The organism is Pseudomonas sp. Fl4BN1 (assembly GCF_009908285.1).
GTDB lineage: Bacteria > Pseudomonadota > Gammaproteobacteria > Pseudomonadales > Pseudomonadaceae > Aquipseudomonas.
This window is the reverse complement of sequence record NZ_JAAARM010000003.1, coordinates 145,393-165,349: the sequence shown is the minus strand read 5'-3', so window position 1 is coordinate 165,349 and position 19,957 is coordinate 145,393. Positions and strand designations below refer to the sequence as shown.

Below are 19,957 nucleotides of genomic sequence, written 5' to 3'. Positions count from 1 at the left end.
AAATCATAATAGTGATAGCTCTTTTAGCCGGTTTATCGGCTTTTTGTCGAGTAGCACAATGAATGCTCTTCCTCCCTGATTGGAGTCTTCATCGATGCACACTCGACAACTGGGCCATAACGGCCCACAGGTTTCCGCCATTGGCCTGGGCTGCATGGGCATGAGCGATTTCTACACCACCGGCAGCGACTCCAGGGAAGCCATCGCCACCCTGCACCGCGCCCTGGAGCTGGGGGTCAATCTACTGGACAGCGCCGACATGTACGGCCCCCACAGCAACGAAGAACTGATCGGCCAGGCCATTCGCGGTAAACGCCAGCAGGTGTTCCTGGCCAGCAAGTTCGGGATCGTCCGCGATCCGGGCGACGCGGCGGCCCGCGGCGTCAACGGCCGTCCGGAATACGTGCGCGCCTCCATCGACGGCAGCCTGCGCCGACTGGGAGTGGAGACCCTGGACCTGTATTACCTGCACCGGGTCGATCCGCACGTGGCCATCGAAGAAACCGTCGGCGCCATGGCGGAACTGGTCAAGGCCGGCAAGGTGCGTTACCTGGGCCTTAGTGAAGCCTCGGCGGCAACTCTGGAGCGGGCGCACCAGGTCCACCCCATCAGCGCCCTGCAGAGTGAGTATTCGCTGTGGAGCCGGGATCAGGAAGACAACGGCTGCCTCGCCGCCTGTCAGCGCCTGGGGGTTGCCTTCGTACCTTACAGCCCGCTAGGCAGAGGGTTTCTGACCGGAGCACTGAAAAGCCCGGACGACTTCGCGGCTGACGACTACCGGCGTTTCAGCCCGCGCTTCCAGGGTGAGAACTTCCAGCGCAATTTGCGCCTGGTGGCGCAGGTGCAGCAATTGGCCGCGGACAAGCAAGTCAGCGCCGGGCAATTGGCCCTGGCCTGGGTGCTGGCCCAGGGTGATTACCTGATTCCAATTCCCGGAACCAAGCAACGGCGCTATCTGGAGGAGAACGTGGCGGCGCTGGAGATTCGCTTGAGCGCCGGAGATCTGGCGTCACTGGAGCAGATCTTCAGCCCACAGAACACCGCCGGAGGCCGCTACCCGGAGGAGGTGATGGCGCTGCTGGATCGTTAAGGCGCGGGGGGGGGGGGAGCTGGCGCGCTCGGCAATCGAGCGCGCCGTTGCCGAATCAGGCTTTGGTGGAGACGTTCTTGTCGGTCACCGTGGTGCCGTTGCCCTTGCCGTAGTTCTGCAGGCCCTGAAGCACATAGATGGCCTTCTTGTACTCGGGGAGCAGGTAGTTGGCGTACTTGTTGCCCTTGAGGTTCTGCTGCTGAAGGTCATCGATCTTCATGGCGAAGTATTCGAGGGCATTGAACGGCTGTTCCGGGTTCTTCGGGATACCGAAGCGGTCAAACTGATCGCCGGCATTGATCAACGTCAGAGCCGTGACGTCGGTGATCATGCCATTGTTCTTGAGAAAGGTGCTCATGCCACCCAGGGACTTGGTGGTGACCTGGGTCGGATCAAACCCCTTGATCTGCTTGTGCATCTTCAGCTGGTCCATCTTGCGGATGTCGAGCACGGTCGGGTTCTGCCCCACCTGGCCCAGCACCTGCCGTACCTTCGCGCTCTGCGAGATCGGCTTGGACGAACTGCCACCGTTCTCTTGTACCAACAGACCCGCCTTGCTGGTCCAGCCGCCGACGTATCCGATTGCCATGCTGAAACTCCTGTAGTCCGGCCTTTCGATCCCCCTGACAGATTGGCCGAACGACGACCTTGAAAGGTCTGACCAGGCATCTGAATCAGGGTGAAAGCCGTGTAGAAACATCTGAATGGGCGCAAGTATCAACGCCGAAGCAGGCCCCAACAACGATTTATTTCCGCAATTTACAATTTTTGTACAATCTCGACACATTCTCTGCAAAGGCTTGATTTAAAGGGCGGCGGGTCTTTTCAGCGACATCCAATCGTCATCTTTTCAGTCTCGGACAACGCCGAAAATCGCAGCGCCCGAGCCATGCATCGAATTCTCCGGCACAACCCAGCCTCAGGTTTTTAAGCCCACGTGCAGTTTTTTGGACGATCGTACTAAAGAGCTAAAAAAAACCGCCGACATCCTGTCGATGCCCTGCAAAGGCTCACCCTCCGCGAATAATAAAAACGCTCGGTAAGGACAGGTCCCATGCCCGCTTTGCGCACGATTCAAGCCCGCTACACGCTGTTCCTGGTGCTGTTCATTGCGCTGATGCTGGTGCTCACGGTGGTTGGCATCAGTCAGTTGGTGGCGCCCAAGCTGCGCCATACCGAAGAACAGGTGGCCCTCAACCGCATCGCCGAAGTGGCGCAACGCATCCAGGGCGAGTTGAACAAGGTCCAGGCCCAGCAGCGCAGCATCACCCAGACCATCCCCCTGCTCGACAGCGACAGCATCGACAAGGTCCTGCCGGGCCTGGTGGACCAGTACGGCGAACAGAAAGTCTTCGGCGGCGGGATCTGGCCCCTGCCCGGCCAGCGCACCCCGGGGCGCAACAAGCACAGCACCTTCTGGCACCGCGACGCCTCCGGCAAGCTGGTGGTCAATACCTTCTGGAACAGCGATCCGGCGCCCAACTACTACGAGCAGCCCTGGTACCTGGGCGGCATGCAGACTGCCTCCGGCCAGTGCGCCTGGGCCGCGGCCTACAAGGACGACGCCAGTGCCGAACCGCGCACCAACTGCGCCATGGCCATCCGCCGCGACGGCCAGCCCTGGGGCGTGTCCACGATTGACGTGACCTTGGGTTTCTTCAACGATCTGGTGGCCCGTCAGGAACAGGCTCTGAGCGCCGAGATGCTGATCGTCGAGGCCGACGGCAAGATCATCAGCAACAGTTCGCGGATCAACGGCCAGATCGTCCTCAAGAACATTCGCGAACTGAGCACAGGCTCGCCCTTCGCCGCCCAGGTCCAGGCGGCCCTTGCGCACCCTGGAAATGGCGCCCAGCGCATCGAGTTCGATAACGCCGGCGTGCCCAGCACCTTTTTCATCCGCGCCATCGAAGGGACGCCCTGGTTCCTCGCCAGCGCCCTGCCGACCCAGTTGATCACCGCCCAGCGCGACGATGTGCTGAGCACCCTGAGCCTGTTGCAGATCCCCATGGTGATCCTGCTGGTGCTGCTGCAGGTCTATGCGATTCGCCAACTGGTGCAGCGAATGACGATCCTCAAGGGCAACATCGACGCCCTGGCCACCGGTGACGCCGACTTGACCCGGCGCATCGTGATCCGTGCCGAAGATGAGTTGGGGGCCATCGGCCACTCGATCAACCGTTTTATCCAGTACCTGCAGAACATGATCGGCGAAGTTACCCAAGCCAACGCAGCCATGGCCGGCAGCCTGCTCCAGTTGCAGCAGAGCTCGTCCCACAGCCAACAGATCCTCCTGCGCCATGCCTCGGAAACCGAGCAGGCAGTGACCGCCATCACCGAAATGAGCAGCACCGCCGACAGCGTCGCCGCCAATGCCGCGCAGACCGCAGACTTCACACGGCGCGCCAACCAGCATGCCGAACGCTCGCGGGTGGTGGTGGGTGAAGCCTCCAGCAGTGTCGTCGCCCTGATCGACGAGGTGGCTGACGCCACCCACAAGGTTGAAGCCATGCAGGCCGACACCCAGCGCATTACCGAGATCCTCGGGGTGATCGGCGCCATCGCCGGGCAGACCAACCTGCTGGCGCTGAACGCCGCCATCGAAGCGGCCCGGGCCGGGGAACAGGGACGCGGCTTTGCCGTGGTCGCCGATGAAGTCCGCGCCTTGGCCGCGCGAACCCAGGACAGCACCTCGCAGATCAATGAAATGCTCGGCCGCCTGACCCAGGGCGTGGGTTCTTCGGTCAGCGCCATGGAAAACACCCAGGCCAGCTGCCAGTCTGCGGCGGACGCTACCGCTCGGGTCAACAGCGGCCTGGACGAGATGGCCGACTCGGTCAGCCAGATCAACAACCTCAGCACCCAGATCGCCACCGCCGCCGAGCAGCAGAGTGCGGTCACCGAGGAAATCAACCGCAGCATGGTAAGCATCCGACACATGGTCGAGGAACTGGTGGACAGCGCCCGGGCCGGAGAAAGCAATACCCAGAGCCTGTTGCAGGCCAATGCTCAAGTCAGCCACCTGATGGGCCGTTTCAAAGTCCGCTGAACGGTCATCCCCCGCCGCTGGCGACCCCAGGCGGCGGGACTATATTGGAGGCTCCGGTCACAAGGAGGTGAGGTGCATCATGGGTCAGCGCCAGTCACATCTGCTGCAAGAGCAGATCCGCCATGAGCTGTACATCCAGGCCAGCATCGACACCGTCTATTACTACGTGACCCAGCCGGACCGTTGGCGCGAGTGGCATCCCTCCTCCCTGAGTACCCAGACCGCCCTCGGCGGTTCCATGCCCGCCGGCCAGCGTTTCAGCGAAGTGATGGACCTGCTGGGGGTCCAGATCCCAATGAACTACCGGGTGCTGATCGCGATTTTCCCCAAGGAATTCAAGAGTGTCTTCAGCTCAACCGCCCTGGATGGCTCGATTCACTACCAATTGAGCAAACAGGGCAACGGCACCTTGTTCCGGCGCACCCTGGAATATTCCACCGACCTGCAACTGGGCGGCCTGCGGGCGCGCATGGAGCAGGTCTCGACCCAGGCCCTGGGCAATCTCAAGCAGCGGCTGGAGCAACTGGCCGACTGACAAATCTGTAATGCCCACCTCAGTTTCCTGACAGCCAGCGCTGATTAGAGTCCTCTCGAATCTGCTGACCGACTGGAAGCCTTCGATGCCGCCCACCTCTTCAAGACACAGCCCCTCTCGACGCACCTTCGTCAAGGCCATCGCCGCCGGCGGCGTACTCGCCGGCTTCGGCCTGTGGCGCAACCCGGTCTGGGCCATCAGCAGTCCGGGCCAACCCCAGGTCGCGGCCGGCACCGACTTCGACCTGTCCATCGCGCAGATGCCGGTGAACTTCAGCGGCCACCCGCGCCAGGCCATGACCGTCAACGGCAGCCTGCCCGGACCGCTGCTGCGCTGGCGCGAGGGCGACCGGGTGACCCTGCGGGTGCGCAACCGCCTGGATCAGCCGACCTCGATCCACTGGCACGGGATTATTCTGCCGGCCAACATGGACGGCGTGCCCGGCCTGAGCTTCGACGGCATCGAACCCGGCGGCCTGTACCGTTATTCGTTCCCGGTCCGGCAGCACGGCACCTACTGGTACCACAGCCATTCCGGGCTGCAGGAGCAGCTGGGGGTCTACGGGGCGCTGGTGATCGATGCCCGGGAACCGGAACCCTTCAGCTACGACCGCGACTACGTAGTGCTGCTGTCGGACTGGAGCGATGAAGCGCCAGGACAGATCCTGCGCACCCTGAAGAAGCAGTCCGACTACTACAACCGGCACAAGCGCACCCTGGGCGACTTCATCGAAGACGTCAGCCGCGACGGCTGGGCCGCCACCCTGGCCGAACGCAAGATGTGGGCGCAGATGAACATGACCCCCACCGACCTGGCCGACGTCAGCGGCGCCACCTACACCTACTTGCTTAACGGCCAGGCACCGGACGCCCACTGGAGCGGGCTGTTCCGTCCCGGCGAGCGCCTGCGCCTGCGGCTGATCAACGCCTCGGCAATGACCTACTTCGACCTGCGTATTCCGGGGTTGCAGATGACTGTGGTGGCCGCTGACGGGCAGCATGTCGAACCGGTGCTGGTGGATGAACTGCGAATCGCCGTGGCGGAAACCTTCGACGTACTGGTGGAACCCGGGGCCGGGGCCCATAGCCTGTTCGCCCAGGCCATGGACCGCAGCGGTTATGCCCTGGGCACCCTGACCAGCCAGGCCGGCCTCAAGGCACCCGTGCCAGCGCTGGACCCACGGCCGTTACTGACCATGGACGACATGGGCATGAGCGCGATGCCAGGTTCGCCACCAGGGGCCATGGATCACTCGGCGATGCCCGGCATGGACTCGGCCGCAATGGCCATGCCGGGCATGGACCACAGCGCCATGAGCAGCCAGGTCCCGCACCCGGCGTCGGAAACCGCCAACCCACTGGTGGACATGCAGGCCATGAACCCCCAGCCCCGGCTCGACGATCCCGGCATCGGCCTGCGCGACAACGGCCGCCGGGTACTGACCTACGCCGACTTGAAAAGCACTTTCGTCGACCCGGACGGCCGCGAGCCGAGCCGCACCCTGCGCCTGCACCTGACCGGGCACATGGAGAAGTTCGCCTGGTCCTTCGACGGCATTGCCTTTGCCGATGCCGAGCCGCTGCGCCTGAAATACGGCGAGCGGGTGCGGGTTGAACTGGTGAACGACAGCATGATGACCCACCCCATTCACCTGCACGGCATGTGGAGCGACCTGGAGGACGAGCACGGCCGCTTCCAGGTGCGCAAACACACCATCGACATGCCGCCGGGCACCCGCCGTAGCTACCGGGTCACGGCCGATGCCCTGGGCCGCTGGGCCTACCACTGTCACCTGCTGTACCACATGGAGACCGGGATGTTTCGGGAAGTCCGGGTCGAAGAACAGGAGGTGCACCATGTCGGCTGATACTCGCGTACTGCGGCCGCTGGCGGGTGGCCTGATCGGCCTCGGCCTGGGCGTGGCCCTGCTGACCTGGCCGGCACTGCCGGTGCATGGCCAGTCCATGCCGGGCATGGATCACCGCGCCATGCCTGAGCAGCAGCCCACGCCACCAGGCATGCCGGACCACGACATGGCGGGCATGGACCATTCGCAGATGCCGGGCATGCAGGTCGCCGCCCCTTTGCACAGTCGCACGCCGATTGCGCCGCTGACCGACGCCGATCGCGCAGCGGTCTATCAAAGTGCCGCCGGCCACGTCCTGCATGGCCAATCGCTGAACGGGTTGTTCCTGGTGGACCAGTTGGAATGGCAGGACGCCGATCAGGGCTCCAGCCTGGGCTGGGAGGTCAACGGCTGGATCGGCGGCGATCGCGACCGGCTCTGGCTGCGCAGCGAAGGCGAGCGCACCCGCGGCGTCACCGAGAGCGCCGAATTGCAAGCCCTCTGGGGTCACGCCGTCAGCCCCTGGTGGGACCTGGTCAGCGGTGTGCGCCAGGATTTCAAACCCGGCGCCCCTCAGACCTGGGCCGCCCTGGGCCTGCAGGGGATGGCCCTGTACAACTTTGAAAGCCAGGTCACCGCCTACCTGGGTGAAGGCGGCCAGGCGGCCCTGCGGCTCAAGGGCGACTACGACGTGCTGCTGACCCAGCGCCTGATTCTGCAGCCCAGCGCCGAGGTCAACATCTATAGCCGTAACGATCCGCAGCGAGAAGTGGGGGCCGGGCTGGCCCAGAGCGAACTCGGCCTGCGGCTGCGCTACGAAATCCGCCGCGAATTTGCGCCCTATATTGGTGTGACCTGGAACCGCAACTACGGCGAGACCGCCGAATACGCCCGTGAAGAAGGCTCCGGCAAAAGTCGAGCACAGCTGGTGCTTGGCGTACGCATGTGGTTCTGAACCCGTCATCTGCCACCAGCGCTTACCCATTCCCTCAACCCATTCACGGTTCACGCCGTGAGGAGCCTTGCATGTCATTCCTCAAAACATCCGGCCTCGGCATCATCCTCGCCATAAGCGTGGCCACAACCACCCAGGCGCACCCAAAACTGTTGTCTTCGGTGCCCGCCGAAGGCGCCGTCGTGGCAGCCCCCGAGGCCCTCGAACTGCGCTTCTCGGAGGCCCTGACCACGCAGTTTTCCGGCGCCCGGCTACTGCAGACCGGGATGCCCGGGATGAGCCATGCGCCATTGCTGGTGAAGGCTGCGGTCCAGCCCGGCAGCAACCCGCAAAGCATGCTCATCAGCCCTGCCGCGGCGTTGAGTCCGGGCCGCTACAGTGTCGAATGGCGGGCGGTTTCCAGCGATACCCACCCGATCACCGGCACCCTCTCCTTCAGCGTCAAGTGAGCCATGGACGACTTCTTGAACCTGGGCCTGCGCCTGGCGTTGTACCTCGACCTGCTGGTGCTGTTTGGCGTTGCCCTGTTTGGCCTCTACAGCCTCAACGAAGAAGAGCGGCAGGACCGCCGGGTGCTGCCGTTTCGCGATCTACTGCTGGCGGCCTCCTGGCTTGGCGGCCTGCTGTCCCTGGCCTGGCTGCTGCAAACGGGCAAAGTCATGAGCGGCGTCGAACAACTGCATCAGTTACCACTGGCGCAGTTGCAAGCCCTGGTGCTGGACACCGATACCGGGGTGGCCTGGACGCTGCGCATCGTCGCCCTGACGCTGGCTGGCTGCGTCGCCACAGGCTATCAACGGCGCCCTTCGGCCAGCCTCTGGTGCATCACGCTCGCGGCCACACTGGCCGTGTCGACACTGGCCTGGACCGGTCACGGCGCCATGGATCAGGGACCTCGGCGCTACCTGCACCTGGGCAATGACATCCTGCACCTGCTGGCTGCCGGAGCCTGGCTCGGGGCACTGCTGGCGTTTGTCCTGCAACTGCGCCGCAGTCGCGGCGCCGAGCGACCGCAGGTACTGCAGCTGGCCCGCAGCCTGAACAGCTTCGAACGCCTCGGCGCGGTGCTGGTACTCAGCTTGAGCCTGGGTGGCGTGATCAATTTCCTGCTGATCGTCGGTGCCTCCCTGGAAGTCCTGCGCTACAGCCTGTACGGCCAGTTGCTGAGCTTGAAGGTGACGTTGTTTGGCGCAATGTTGCTGTGTGCAGCGCTGAATCGGCAGTACCTGAGCCCGCGCCTGCAACAGGCATTGGCGGACGGCGACCCGGATGCCGCGATGGGCGTGTTGCGCCGTAGCCTGCAGCTGGAGCTGCTGCTGGCCCTGCTGGTGTTCGGCCTGGTGGCCTGGCTCGGCACCCTGAGCCCGGAATTGCCCGGCCGGACAGAGTGAAGCTCTGGCGCCTCCTTGTATAACCTTGAAACAAACACCCGAAGCAAGACCGGGAAAAAGCCGCAAAATGCACCACCCCTGGTCTCCACAGCCCCGCTGATCGCCGCATCATCCCTGGCTGTGTCCACGCCTCTTCTGTCTGATAACGAGAACCCTCATGAAAAACCCGCTACGCCTGGCAGCCCTCTCTGTCCTGTTGCTCGGATCCCTGGCCCAGGCCGCCGAGCTGATCCCCATCGACGTGCACCGCGACGCCAACTGCGGCTGCTGCAAAAAGTGGATCGAACACCTCAAGGACAACGGCTTTGCCGTGACCGACCACGTGGAAAGCAACATGAGCGCAGTCAAGCAACGACTGGGCGTGGCACCGCGCCTGGGCTCCTGTCACACCGCGGTCATCGACGGCAAGTTTGTCGAAGGCCACGTGCCTGCCGAACAAGTGCTGGCCCTGCGCAAGCGCAACGATCTGCTGGGCATCGCGGCCCCGGGCATGCCCATGGGCTCCCCCGGCATGGAAGTCGACGGCATGGGCGCCGAGGCCTTCCAGATCATCCGCCTGACCCGTGAAGGCCAGGACGTACTGGTTGCGGACTACCCGGCGCGTTGATCGCAAGCGCCTATCTGGGGCTGTTCCTGGCGGCCTTTGCCGCCGCCACCCTGCTGCCCCTGCAATCGGAAGCGCTCCTGGTAGGGCTGCTGCTCAATGGCCAGTTGGCCGTACTGGGGGTGTGGCTGGTGGCAACCCTGGGCAATGTCCTGGGGTCCCTGGTCAACTGGTGGCTGGGGCGGCGCCTGGAGCACTACAAGGAACGCCGCTGGTTCCCGGTCAGCCCCCGCCACCTGGAACGGGCCCGTGGGCATTACCAGCGGTTTGGCCACTGGTCATTGCTGCTGAGCTGGATGCCGGTCATCGGCGACCCTCTGACCCTGGTAGCTGGGGTCATGGGCGAACCGCTCAAGCGCTTCCTGCTGATCGTCACCCTGGCCAAGGGCGCGCGCTACGCCGTGCTGGTGTGGCTGACCCTGGGCTGGATCGGCTGACATCCTGCTGCCGGGCGGGCACCGGCAAGCACCTGGTGGCATGGAACTCGGCACTGATCTACAACATCTATCTCCAGCCAGTCGGTGCACGACGAGTTCCAGGGCCTGCAGATGCCAAGCCTGCTGCTGATCGGTACAGCCGACAGCACCGTCATCGGTGCTGACATCGCCCCGCCCGCGGTCAAGGCGCGTATCGGTCACTACCAGGAGCTGGGTAAACAGGTACGCCCACTCGACCCTGATCGAGTTCCCGGGGCGGGCTCACGCACCGCAGATGGCGCAACCCGAACACGTTCACCAGGCCCTGCCGGGCTGGTTGAAGCAACCCTGACCCAGGAGCCTGAACATGACGCTGCAGATTGCGGTAATCGATGATTGGCAGGACGTGGCCCGCGAGGTGGTGGACTGGTCGGTGCTGCAGAGCATCGGCACGGTCAGTTTCCTGCATGACTACCCGACCGACCGGGAGACGCTGATCCAACGCTTGCAACCCTTCCAGGTGATCTGCGTGATGCGCGAGCGCAGCGTCTTCGATGCCGCCCTGCTGCGGGAGCTGACGCAGCTCAAATTGCTCCTGACCGGCGGCATGCGCAACGCCGCCCTCGACCTGCAGGCAGCCACGGCCCTGGGCATCCAGGTGTGCGGCACCGACAGCTACAAGCATGCGGCGCCGGAGCTGACCTGGGCGTTGCTGATGGCCCTGACCCGCAACCTGCTCAATGAGGCCAACGCCCTGCGCGCCGGCCATTGGCAACAGGGCCTGGGGGGCGACCTGCACGGCAAGACCCTGGGCATTCTCGGCCTGGGCAGCATCGGCCAGCGGGTGGCACAGTTCGGCCAGGTGTTCGGCATGCGGGTGATTGCCTGGAGCGAAAACCTCACCGCCGAACGCGCAGCCGTGGCCGGGGTGACCTATGTCGGCAAGCGCGAACTGTTCGAGCAGGCCGACGTGCTCAGCGTGCACCTGGTGCTCAGCGAGCGCAGTCGCGGCCTGGTGGATGCCCAGGCCTTGAGCTGGATGAAGCCCCAAGCGCTGCTGGTGAACACCGCCCGCGGCCCGATCGTTGATGAAGCGGCATTGATCGCGGCCCTGCAACAGGGTCGGCTGGCAGGTGCGGCCCTGGATGTGTTCGCCCAGGAACCGTTGCCGCCAGAGCATCCGTTGCGGCACTTGCCCAATGTCCTGGCCACCCCGCATATCGGCTATGTGAGCCGGCAGAACTACCAGCAGTTTTTCGCCCAGATGATCGAGGACCTGCAGGCCTGGCAGGCGGGCCAGCCGATCCGCCGGCTCAACTGACAGCGCCCCAGTCACGCAACGAAGTGCTGTAGCCCGGTGTCGGCACTGCCCATTGTTTGGGCAAGGCCGGCAAGGGCTGCACCAGCCCCTCGCACGTGCTCGGCGTTTTTGCACCGGGGTCATAACGGCCGCGCGCCGGGACGGTGCATGGTCGACCTTTCGTCGGGATGTATCCACCCGACTGCCCCCACTCCCCGCTAAAAGCCTGCACTGCCCGGCACCGCTCTAGGTTCTGTCCTAGACTGAATTTCGCACTGTGACCGGGCAGTCACATTGTCATTGAAAAAGTCGAAACTTTTCGCTTCGGCCCAAGGTCAGGTTAAAGGTAGGGGCACTGCCACTGGTGCATTCCTTGCAAAGGCTCCTCCATCCTTTCTGCTTCAGCGCTCGAGCAGCTCAGGCTGATCGATGCGTGGCACGTTTGCGCGCGACCACAGGAATGGCCGCCGGCAACGCTTGAGACACCAGAACAGATCAATAAGACGGGAGAGACATATGATCAGCGCCGTATTGGACACTCAGGGAGAGCATCCTCAACAGCCTGCCGGTGAACGGCCCGCCCACTCGGTTGCGGTGCCTGGGGGCAAGACGCTACTGCCGCTGGCGCGGCAGAACCCGAACCGCAAGCGGGTGCTGTTCGTCACTTCGGAAATCGCCGACCTGGTGAAGACCGGCGGCCTCGGCGATGTCTCCGCCGCCCTGCCCCGGGCCATGGCCCACCTGCATGATGTACGGGTACTGATCCCCGGCTACCCCCAGGTGCTGCACAGTGAAAACCCGATCCACATCATTGGTGAGCTGAGCGGCCACGCGGCGCTGCCAGCGTGCCAGATCGGCCGCATGGACATGCCCGACGGCCTGGTGATCTATGTGCTGATCTGCCCGGAACTCTACGAGCGCGAAGGCACCCCCTACGGCGCCAACAACGGTCGCGACTGGCCGGACAACCACATCCGCTTCGCCCGTCTGGGGCTGGCCGCCGCAGATATTGCCGCCAACCTGGCACAGATCCACTGGTGCCCCGATCTGGTGCACGCCCATGACTGGCCCGCGGGCCTGGCTCCGGCCTATATGCACTGGCGTGGGCAGCGCACTCCGACCCTGTTCACCATCCATAACCTGGCTTATCAGGGCGTGGTCAGCCTGGCCTCGTGCCCGGAACTGGGGATTCCCGAACATGCCCTGCAGCAGGAAGGCATGGAGTTCTACGGCAAGCTGTCGTTCCTCAAGGCCGGCATGGCCTACGCCAGCCACATCACCACGGTCAGCGCCACCTACGCCCAGGAAATCACCACCCCGGCCTTTGGTTGTGGGCTGGACGGCTTTCTCGCCAGCAAGACCCAGCAGGGCCTGCTCAGCGGTATCCCCAACGGCATCGACGAGAGCTGGGACGCCACCACCGATCCGCACCTGGTGTGCCGCTTCAGCATCGGCGACTGGGACGGCAAGGCCGCCAACGCCGCCCATGTGCGGCAAATGTTCGGCCTCGATGCCAGCAACGGCCCACTGTTTGCCGTGGTCTCGCGGCTGGTCTATCAGAAAGGCCTGGACCTGACCGAAGCGGTGGCCGAGTTCATCGTCGAATCCGCTGGCCAGATCGCCATCATCGGCCGCGGCGAACCGGAAGAGGAACAATCCATGCGCGCCCTGGCGAGGCGCTTCCCCGGGCGCATCGGGGTACACATCGGCTTCAATGAAACCGACGCCCGGCGCATGTTCGCCGGCAGCGACTTCTTGCTCATGCCGTCGCGCTACGAGCCCTGCGGCCTGAGCCAGATGTACGCCCAGCGCTTTGGCTCGCTGCCAGTAGCACGCAATACCGGCGGCCTGGCAGACACCATCGAGAACGGCGTCACCGGTTTTCTCTTCGACGAATCCACGGTCGCCAGCTACCAGCAAGCCCTGACCCGGGCGTTCAAGGTGTTCGCCTACCCGGCGCTGCTCAACGCCATGCGCTGCCGGGCCATGGCGGCGCCGTTCAACTGGTGCAAGGCAGTGGAGCCCTACGCCGAACTCTACGAACAACTGGTGGCCAAGGCCCTGGGGCAAGCGGCCAGACAGTAAGGGGCCTGGACAGATGCCGTTAAGCACTTTGGAAACCTCGAGCCACGGTGCGCTGATGCTGGATGCCGAGCGCACCCGCTTCGCCCTGTGGGCGCCGGATGCGCAGGCGGTCAGCGTCGAACTGGGGGGCGGCCAGTCACTGCCGATGCACCCCCAGCCCGAGGGCTGGTTCATGGTCCAGGCGCGCTGCCCGGCCGGCAGCCGCTACCGCTTCACTATCGACGGCCAGATCCAGGTGCCGGACCCGGCCTCCCGGGCCCAGGACGGCGACGTGCATGGCCCGAGCCTGGTGGTCGACCCCCACAGCTATTGCTGGCAGCACCCCCAGTGGTGCGGCCGCCCCTGGCATGAAGCGGTGATCTACGAACTGCACGTGGGCGTGATGGGTGGCTACCTGGCGGTACGGCAAGCCTTGCCGGCCCTGGTGGAGCTGGGGGTGAGCGCCATCGAACTGATGCCCCTGGCGGAGTTTCCCGGCGAGCGCAACTGGGGTTACGACGGCGTCCTGCCCTTCGCCCCGGAAGCCTCCTACGGTTCCCCCGACGACCTCAAGGCCTTGATCGATGCCGCTCACGGCCTGGGGCTGGCGATGATCCTTGACGTGGTCTACAACCACTTCGGTCCCGACGGCAACTACCTGCAGCAATACGCCAGGGAGTTCTTCCGCACGGACCTGCACACCCCCTGGGGCGCGGCCATCGACTTTCGCCGCCGGCCGGTGCGCGAGTTCTTTATTGAAAACGCCCTGATGTGGCTGCTGGAGTACCGCTTCGACGGCCTGCGCCTGGACGCGGTGCACGCCATCGACGATCCGGACTTCCTGGTCGAACTGGCCCAACGGGTACGCCGGGCAGTGCCGGCCTCGCGCCATGTATGGCTCAACCTGGAAAACGAACTCAACCAGGCCAGCCTCCTGCAGCAAGGTTTTGACGCGCAGTGGAACGATGACGGGCACAACGCCCTGCACGTGCTACTGACCGGGGAAACCGACGCCTACTACGCCGATTTCGCTGAGCAGCCTACCGCGCAACTGGCCCGCTGCCTGAGCCAGGGCTTCGCCTTTCAGGGGCATGCCAATCGCCATGGCGAGGCTCGCGGCGAACCCAGCGGCCATCTGCCCCCAAGCGCCTTCGTACTGTTCCTGCAGAACCACGACCAGATCGGCAACCGCGCATTCGGTGAGCGCCTCAACCAACTGGCGCCAACCCAGGCCCTGCATGCCGCCACCGTACTGTTGCTGTTGTCGCCGATGATCCCGCTGTTGTTCATGGGCGACGAGATGGCGGCCCAGGAGCCGTTCCTGTTCTTTACCAGCCACCAGGGCGAACTGGCGGCAGCGGTGCGCGAGGGGCGGCGCAATGAATTCGCCGCCTTCAGCGCCTTTGCCGACGCGCAGCAGCGCCAGCGCATTCCCGACCCCAATGCGCTCTCAACCTTCAATGCCTCACGCCCGCAAGCACAATTGCAACAAGCCTGCGCGACTCGCGAGCTGTACCGCAGCTTGCTGCGTATCCGCCACCGCGAGCTGATCCCGCGCCTGGTCGGCGCCCGTGCCCTGGAGACCGAGGTACTGGCGGAAGGCGCCTTGAGTGCGCGCTGGCGTCTGGGGGACGGCAGCCTGTTGCGCATCGACCTCAACCTCAGCCCGCACCGGGTCGAGCTGCCGCCCCTGCAAGCCTCGCGACTGTGGTTCGAGTACCCAGCGCACACCCTCGAGCACTGGAGCCAGGGTTACCTGCCGGCCTTCAGTGTGCTGGTGCAACTGGATGACCAGACCTCCCCGAGCGCCCCTGATGGAGAACGCCTATGAACGATGCGCAACTGGAAATACTCGCCAGCCGCGCCGGTCTGGCAGTGGACTGGGTGGATGCCAACGGCCGTGCGCAACGGGTCGAACCGCGGGTGTTGCGCGCGGTGCTGGCAGGCCTGGGGCACCCAGCCGAGAACCCTGTGGAAATCGAAAACAGCCTGCGGCAATTGCACCAGGCCCAACAGAGCCGGCACCTGCCGCCGCTGCTCACCGCGGATGTCGGCCAAGGCCTGGACCTGGCCCGCTATTTTCCGCCCCAGGCCCTCTGTGAACTGCAACTGGAAGACGGCCAGCAACTGTCGTTGCAACTGGATGGGCAGAGTGTGCTGCCCGGTCAGATCCCCGTGGGTTACCACAGCGCGAGCATCGAGGACGAACACTTCATCCTCGCGGTGGCCCCGGAGCGCTGCTACAGCGTGGCTCAAGCGGTGGACCAGGCGACGCCGCGGGCCTGGGGCCTCAGCGTGCAGCTGTATTCCCTGCGCCGCCCCGGCGATGGCGGCTTCGGCGACACCCAGGCCCTGGAGGAACTGGCCCGGCAAGCGGCCGAACGCGGGGCCAACGCGCTGGCCATCAGCCCGCTGCACGCCATGTTCGCCAGCGCCCCCCAGCGCTATAGCCCCTACTCACCCTCCAGCCGTCTGTTTCTCAACAGTTTGTATGCCGCCCCCGGAACGATCCTCGGCGAACGGGCCTGGCGCGCAGCGATCGAAGCCTGCGGCGTCGCTGAACAGCTGCAGGCACTGGAACAGCACCCGTTGATCGACTGGCCCCAGGCGGCCCAGGCCAAGCAACAGGCGCTGCGGGCCCTGTATCAAGGCTTCTGCCACGGGGCGCACCCGCTGCATCAGGACTTCGCCAGCTACCGCCAGGCCGCTGGCGAAGCCTTGGAGAACCATTGCCGCTTCGAGGCCATCCAGGCCCAGCGTGCGACCCGTGGCGAAGACCTCGACTGGCGCCACTGGCCGGAGCACTGGCGCAATCCCGCCAGCCCGGCGCTGGTGCAGTTCGCCGAGGAGCATGCCGATGAAATCAGTTTCCATGCCTTCTGCCAGTGGCTGATCGCCCGCAGCCTGCAACGGGCGCAAAGTGCCGCGCGCAGCAGCGGCATGGGCATCGGCCTGATTGCCGACCTGGCGGTGGGCGCCGACGGTGGCGGCAGCCAGGCCTGGAGTCGCCAGGAACAGTTGCTGGCGGCCCTGACCGTGGGCGCGCCACCGGACATTCTCAATCGCCAGGGCCAGGGCTGGGGCATCTGTGCCTTCTCCCCGGAGGGTTTGCAGCGCCATGGGTTTCGCGCCTTCATCGAAATGCTCCGGGCCAACTTCGCCCATGCCGGTGGCCTGCGCATCGACCATGTGATGGGCCTGCAACGGCTGTGGGTGATCCCCCTGGGCGCGCCCCCCAGTGATGGTGCCTATCTGTATTACCCGGTGGACGACCTGCTGCGCCTGCTGGCCCTGGAATCCCACCGTCACCAGGCCATCGTGCTCGGCGAGGACCTGGGCACGGTGCCCGACGGCCTGCGGGAAAAGCTCGCGGCCCGGGCCATGCTCGGCATGCGCGTGCTGTTGTTCGAACAGGACCATGGCTGCCACTTCAAGCCGATCCTCGACTGGCCGGACAACGCCCTGGCCACCACCAGCACCCACGACCTGCCCACCCTCAACGGCTGGTGGCACGGCCGCGACATCGACTGGAACCTGCGCCTGGGCCTGGTGGATGAAGCCGGTGCGCTGCAATGGCGCGAACATCGCCAGCGCGAACGCGAGGGCCTGCGCCAGGCCCTGGCCCAGGACCCGCAGAATTTCCACGAGCAGGCCCACGAAGCCGATCAGGTGGTGGACGCCAGCGTGCGTTTTCTCGGCCATACCCGGGCGCCCCTGGTACTGCTGCCATTGGAAGATGCCCTGGGCATCGACGAGCAGGCCAACCTGCCCGGCACCCTCGACACCCACCCCAACTGGCGTCGGCGCTTGGCCAGTTCGAGCACACGCCTGCTGGATGACAGCGACGCCGCACGGCGCCTGGAGCTGCTGGCCTGTGCCCGCCAACAAGCCCTTGAGCGTGACCGATGAACCCGCCGGCCGAGCCGTTGCTACGAGCGACCCTGCGCCTGCAATTTCATCAAGGCTTCACCCTCGACGACGCGGTGCCCCTGGTGCCCTATTTCGCCCGCCTGGGCATCAGTCACTTGTATGCCTCGCCACTGCTCTGCGCCCGAGCCGGCTCGATGCACGGTTATGACGTGGTTGACCCGACCCGGGTCAACCCGCAACTGGGCGGCGAAGCGGCCCTCAAGCGCCTGGTGGCTGCCTTGCGCCAGCAGCAGATGGGGCTGATCCTCGACTTCGTCTCCAACCACATGGCGGTGGGCGGTGGCGATAACCCCTGGTGGCTCGACCTGTTGCGCTGGGGTCGCCTGAGCCCTTATGGCGAGTTCTTCGATATCCAGTGGCATTCCCCCGACCCGCTGATGGAAGGCCAGTTGCTCTTGCCATTCCTGGGCAGCGACTACGGCGTGGCGCTGCAGGAAGGCCACCTGATATTGCAGCTGGATGACGACCTGCGGGGCTTTCATGTCCGGCACCACGAGCACCGTTTCCCTGTCTGTCCCGGCGACTATGGGCAGTTACTGCAAGTTGAGGGCGGTTTGCAGGCCGAATACTGCGCCGCTCTGAAAACCCTCGCCGACGGTTTTTCCGCTTTGCGTTTCAACGGCGATGCCCACGCCCAAGCACAACCTTTGCTGCAGTCCCTGGGACAGTTGCTGGAACAGCCGTCGGTACGCCAGGCGATCGAGAGCCACTTGCACCGCTACGACTGCCGCCAGCCAGAGGGTTTGGCGCGCCTGCATCAACTGCTGGAACAGCAGAGCTACCGCCTGGCCAGTTGGCGCACCGCTGCCGACGACATCAACTGGCGGCGCTTCTTCGACGTCAACGAACTGGGAGGCCTGCGGGTCGAACGCCCGGCAGTGTTCGAAGCCACTCACGCAAAGCTCTTCGAGCTGATCGAGCAGCAACTGGTGGACGGGCTGCGCATCGACCATATCGACGGCCTCGCCGACCCTCGGGGGTACTGCCGCAAACTGCGACGCCGGGTTGACCGCCTGCGCCCCGGCCAGCACCTGCCGATCTTTGTCGAGAAGATCCTCGGCACCGGCGAGCGCCTGCACCACGACTGGGGGGTGGACGGCAGCACCGGCTACGAATTCATGAACCAAGTGTCGCTGCTGCAACAGGCGCCCAGGGGCCAGCCATTGCTCGCCGAGCTGTGGAGTCGACACAGCCAGCGCCCGGCGCAGTTTGGCGAAGAAGCACGACTGGCACGCCAGCAGATTCTCAACAGCTCTCTGGCCAGCGATTTTGAAAGCGTCGCGCAGGCCCTGCTGCAGGTCGCACGCCTGGACCTGATGAGCCGCGACCTGACCCTGGGCGCCATCCGCCGGACATTGCAGGCGCTGATCGTGCACTTCCCGGTGTACCGCACCTACATCAGTGCCTGCGGCCGTGCGCCACAAGACCAAGCGTTCTTCGAGCAAGCCATGAGCGGCGCCCGGGCCAGCCTGAGCGAAGCAGATTGGCCGGTGCTGGATTACCTGGAGCGCTGGCTTGGCGGCCAGGGCTGGCGCCGGCAGCCACCGGGTCGCGGGCGCAAACTGCTGCGTCACGCCTGCGTGCGCTTCCAGCAACTGACGTCGCCGGCGGCGGCCAAGGCCGTGGAAGACACGGCCTTCTATCGCTCGGCAGTGCTGTTGTCGCGTAATGACGTGGGCTTCAATACCGAGCAGTTCAGTGCACCGGTGTCGGCCTTCCACGCGGCCTGCGAACAACGCCTGGCGAGTTTCCCCGACAACCTGCTGACCAGCGCCACCCATGACCACAAGCGCGGTGAAGACAGCCGTGCGCGCCTGGCAGTGCTCAGTGAACGCGCCGAGTGGTACGCCGGGCAAGTCGACACCTGGCGCGAGTTGGCCGTGCCGTTGCGCGCCCATCCCGACGCCCCCTCGGCGGGAGATGAATTGATCCTCTATCAGACCTTGCTGGGCAGTTGGCCCCTGGATCTCGGAGCGCAGGATCAGTCAGCACTCGAGCGCTATGCAGAGCGAATCTGCCAATGGCAGCTCAAGGCCCTGCGCGAGGCCAAATTGCACAGCAGTTGGGCGGCCAAGAACCCGGAGTACGAAAACGCGGTCCAGGGGTTTGTCAACGCCCTGCTGCGTTCCCCCCAAGGCCTGGCCTTGCGCCGTTCGATTGCCGCTGCAGCCAACGCCATCGCTCCCGCCGGGGCTCTCAACAGTCTGGCGCAAACCTTGCTGCGCATGACCGTGCCGGGTGTCCCGGACCTGTATCAGGGCAACGATTTCTGGGACTTCAGCCTGGTGGACCCGGACAACCGCCGGCCAGTGGACTACCGCGCCCGGCAGCGGGCACTGGAAAGTTTGCCGGCCCCGGGCGAGTGGCTCGCCCAGTGGCGGGATGGGCGCATCAAGCAAGGCTTGATCGCCCGTACCCTGGAGCTGCGCAGCCAGTATCCACAGCTGTTTCGCCAAGGGCGCTATCAGCCGTTGCCGGTCATCGGCCAAGGCGCCGAACGAGTCCTGGCATTCATGCGTGAATACCAGCAGCAGCGGGCCGTGGTGATCGTGCCGATCCAGGTCGCCGGCTGGCTGAAAGACAGTGCACTGCCCTGGGTCGATGCGCCGCTTTGGGGCGATGCTCGGGTGCAACTACCGTTCGCCGCCTCGGGCCGCAACCTGAATGGACTTTTTTCCACGGCGCTAGTCACACCCAACAGAGAGCTGATGATCAGTGCCGTACTGCAAGACTTTCCGCTCAACCTTTTGATCCAACATTGAGTTCAGTCCAGGAGC

At 64.9% G+C, this 19,957-nt stretch carries 15 protein-coding genes and 2 pseudogenes; 16 read left to right on the top strand and 1 reads right to left on the bottom strand.

The features are described from left to right. Nucleotides 1-94: 94 nt before the first annotated feature. Nucleotides 95-1,090 carry an aldo/keto reductase gene (locus GV818_RS04575; RefSeq protein ID WP_161775901.1) on the top strand — a complete coding sequence of 332 codons (996 nt, stop codon included), beginning with the start codon at nt 95-97 and terminating at the stop codon, nt 1,088-1,090. Between the two features lie 55 nt (nt 1,091-1,145). On the opposite strand, the gene GV818_RS04570 is transcribed toward GV818_RS04575, so the two are convergent. Further along, the gene (locus GV818_RS04570; RefSeq protein WP_161754992.1) at nt 1,146-1,679 is read right to left on the bottom strand and encodes a hypothetical protein; all 534 of its coding nucleotides are present in this window, start codon (nt 1,677-1,679) and stop codon (nt 1,146-1,148) included. A 465-nt stretch (nt 1,680-2,144) separates the two neighbouring features. Here GV818_RS04570 and GV818_RS34915 point away from each other — a divergent pair. The 15 genes and pseudogenes from GV818_RS34915 to GV818_RS04500 form a co-directional block, all read left to right on the top strand. After that, nucleotides 2,145-3,278: pseudogene (locus tag GV818_RS34915) on the top strand (cache domain-containing protein); the annotation flags it as partial. Nucleotides 3,279-3,293: 15 nt separating this feature from the next. Further along, complete coding sequence (locus tag GV818_RS34910) at nt 3,294-4,139, top strand: methyl-accepting chemotaxis protein (protein ID WP_372242050.1); 846 nt, start codon at nt 3,294-3,296, stop codon at nt 4,137-4,139. Between the two features lie 79 nt (nt 4,140-4,218). Further along, entirely contained in the window at nt 4,219-4,674 is a 456-nt protein-coding gene (locus GV818_RS04560; protein ID WP_161775899.1) for an SRPBCC family protein, read from the top strand. Between the two features lie 85 nt (nt 4,675-4,759). Then, nucleotides 4,760-6,541 (top strand): copper resistance system multicopper oxidase, encoded by a 1,782-nt coding sequence (locus GV818_RS04555; protein WP_161775898.1) that lies wholly within the window; start codon nt 4,760-4,762, stop codon nt 6,539-6,541. Continuing rightward, on the top strand, nt 6,531-7,475 hold the full coding sequence (locus tag GV818_RS04550) for a copper resistance protein B (protein WP_372242047.1): 945 nt from the start codon (nt 6,531-6,533) through the stop codon (nt 7,473-7,475). Before GV818_RS04555 ends, GV818_RS04550 begins: the two co-directional genes overlap by 11 nt. 71 nt (nt 7,476-7,546) lie before the next feature. Further along, a complete protein-coding gene (gene copC / locus GV818_RS04545) occupies nt 7,547-7,924 on the top strand; it encodes a copper homeostasis periplasmic binding protein CopC (RefSeq protein WP_161775897.1) in 378 nt (125 codons plus the stop codon). A gap of 3 nt (nt 7,925-7,927) precedes the next feature. After that, entirely contained in the window at nt 7,928-8,866 is a 939-nt protein-coding gene (copD, locus tag GV818_RS04540; protein ID WP_161775896.1) for a copper homeostasis membrane protein CopD, read from the top strand. Nucleotides 8,867-9,023: 157 nt separating this feature from the next. Beyond that, the gene (locus GV818_RS04535; RefSeq protein ID WP_161775895.1) at nt 9,024-9,473 is read left to right on the top strand and encodes a DUF411 domain-containing protein; all 450 of its coding nucleotides are present in this window, start codon (nt 9,024-9,026) and stop codon (nt 9,471-9,473) included. After that, nucleotides 9,470-9,907 carry a YqaA family protein gene (locus tag GV818_RS04530; protein WP_161775894.1) on the top strand — a complete coding sequence of 146 codons (438 nt, stop codon included), beginning with the start codon at nt 9,470-9,472 and terminating at the stop codon, nt 9,905-9,907. Before GV818_RS04535 ends, GV818_RS04530 begins: the two co-directional genes overlap by 4 nt. A gap of 17 nt (nt 9,908-9,924) precedes the next feature. Beyond that, nucleotides 9,925-10,238 (top strand): annotated as a pseudogene (locus GV818_RS04525) (alpha/beta fold hydrolase); the annotation flags it as partial. A 15-nt stretch (nt 10,239-10,253) separates the two neighbouring features. Beyond that, nucleotides 10,254-11,207, top strand: coding sequence for a D-2-hydroxyacid dehydrogenase family protein (locus GV818_RS04520; protein ID WP_161775893.1), 954 nt, complete (start codon nt 10,254-10,256; stop codon nt 11,205-11,207). Between the two features lie 495 nt (nt 11,208-11,702). After that, nucleotides 11,703-13,271: a glycogen synthase GlgA gene (glgA, locus tag GV818_RS04515; RefSeq protein WP_161775892.1), complete on the top strand. Its 1,569-nt coding sequence runs from the start codon at nt 11,703-11,705 to the stop codon at nt 13,269-13,271. A 13-nt stretch (nt 13,272-13,284) separates the two neighbouring features. After that, a complete protein-coding gene (gene treZ, locus GV818_RS04510; RefSeq protein WP_161775891.1) occupies nt 13,285-15,081 on the top strand; it encodes a malto-oligosyltrehalose trehalohydrolase in 1,797 nt (598 codons plus the stop codon). Next, the gene (gene malQ / locus GV818_RS04505) at nt 15,078-17,159 is read left to right on the top strand and encodes a 4-alpha-glucanotransferase (RefSeq protein ID WP_161755015.1); all 2,082 of its coding nucleotides are present in this window, start codon (nt 15,078-15,080) and stop codon (nt 17,157-17,159) included. The genes treZ and malQ overlap by 4 nt, the downstream gene beginning before the upstream one ends. Continuing rightward, nucleotides 17,156-19,942 carry a malto-oligosyltrehalose synthase gene (locus GV818_RS04500; protein ID WP_161775890.1) on the top strand — a complete coding sequence of 929 codons (2,787 nt, stop codon included), beginning with the start codon at nt 17,156-17,158 and terminating at the stop codon, nt 19,940-19,942. The genes malQ and GV818_RS04500 overlap by 4 nt, the downstream gene beginning before the upstream one ends. Nucleotides 19,943-19,957: the final 15 nt, after the last annotated feature.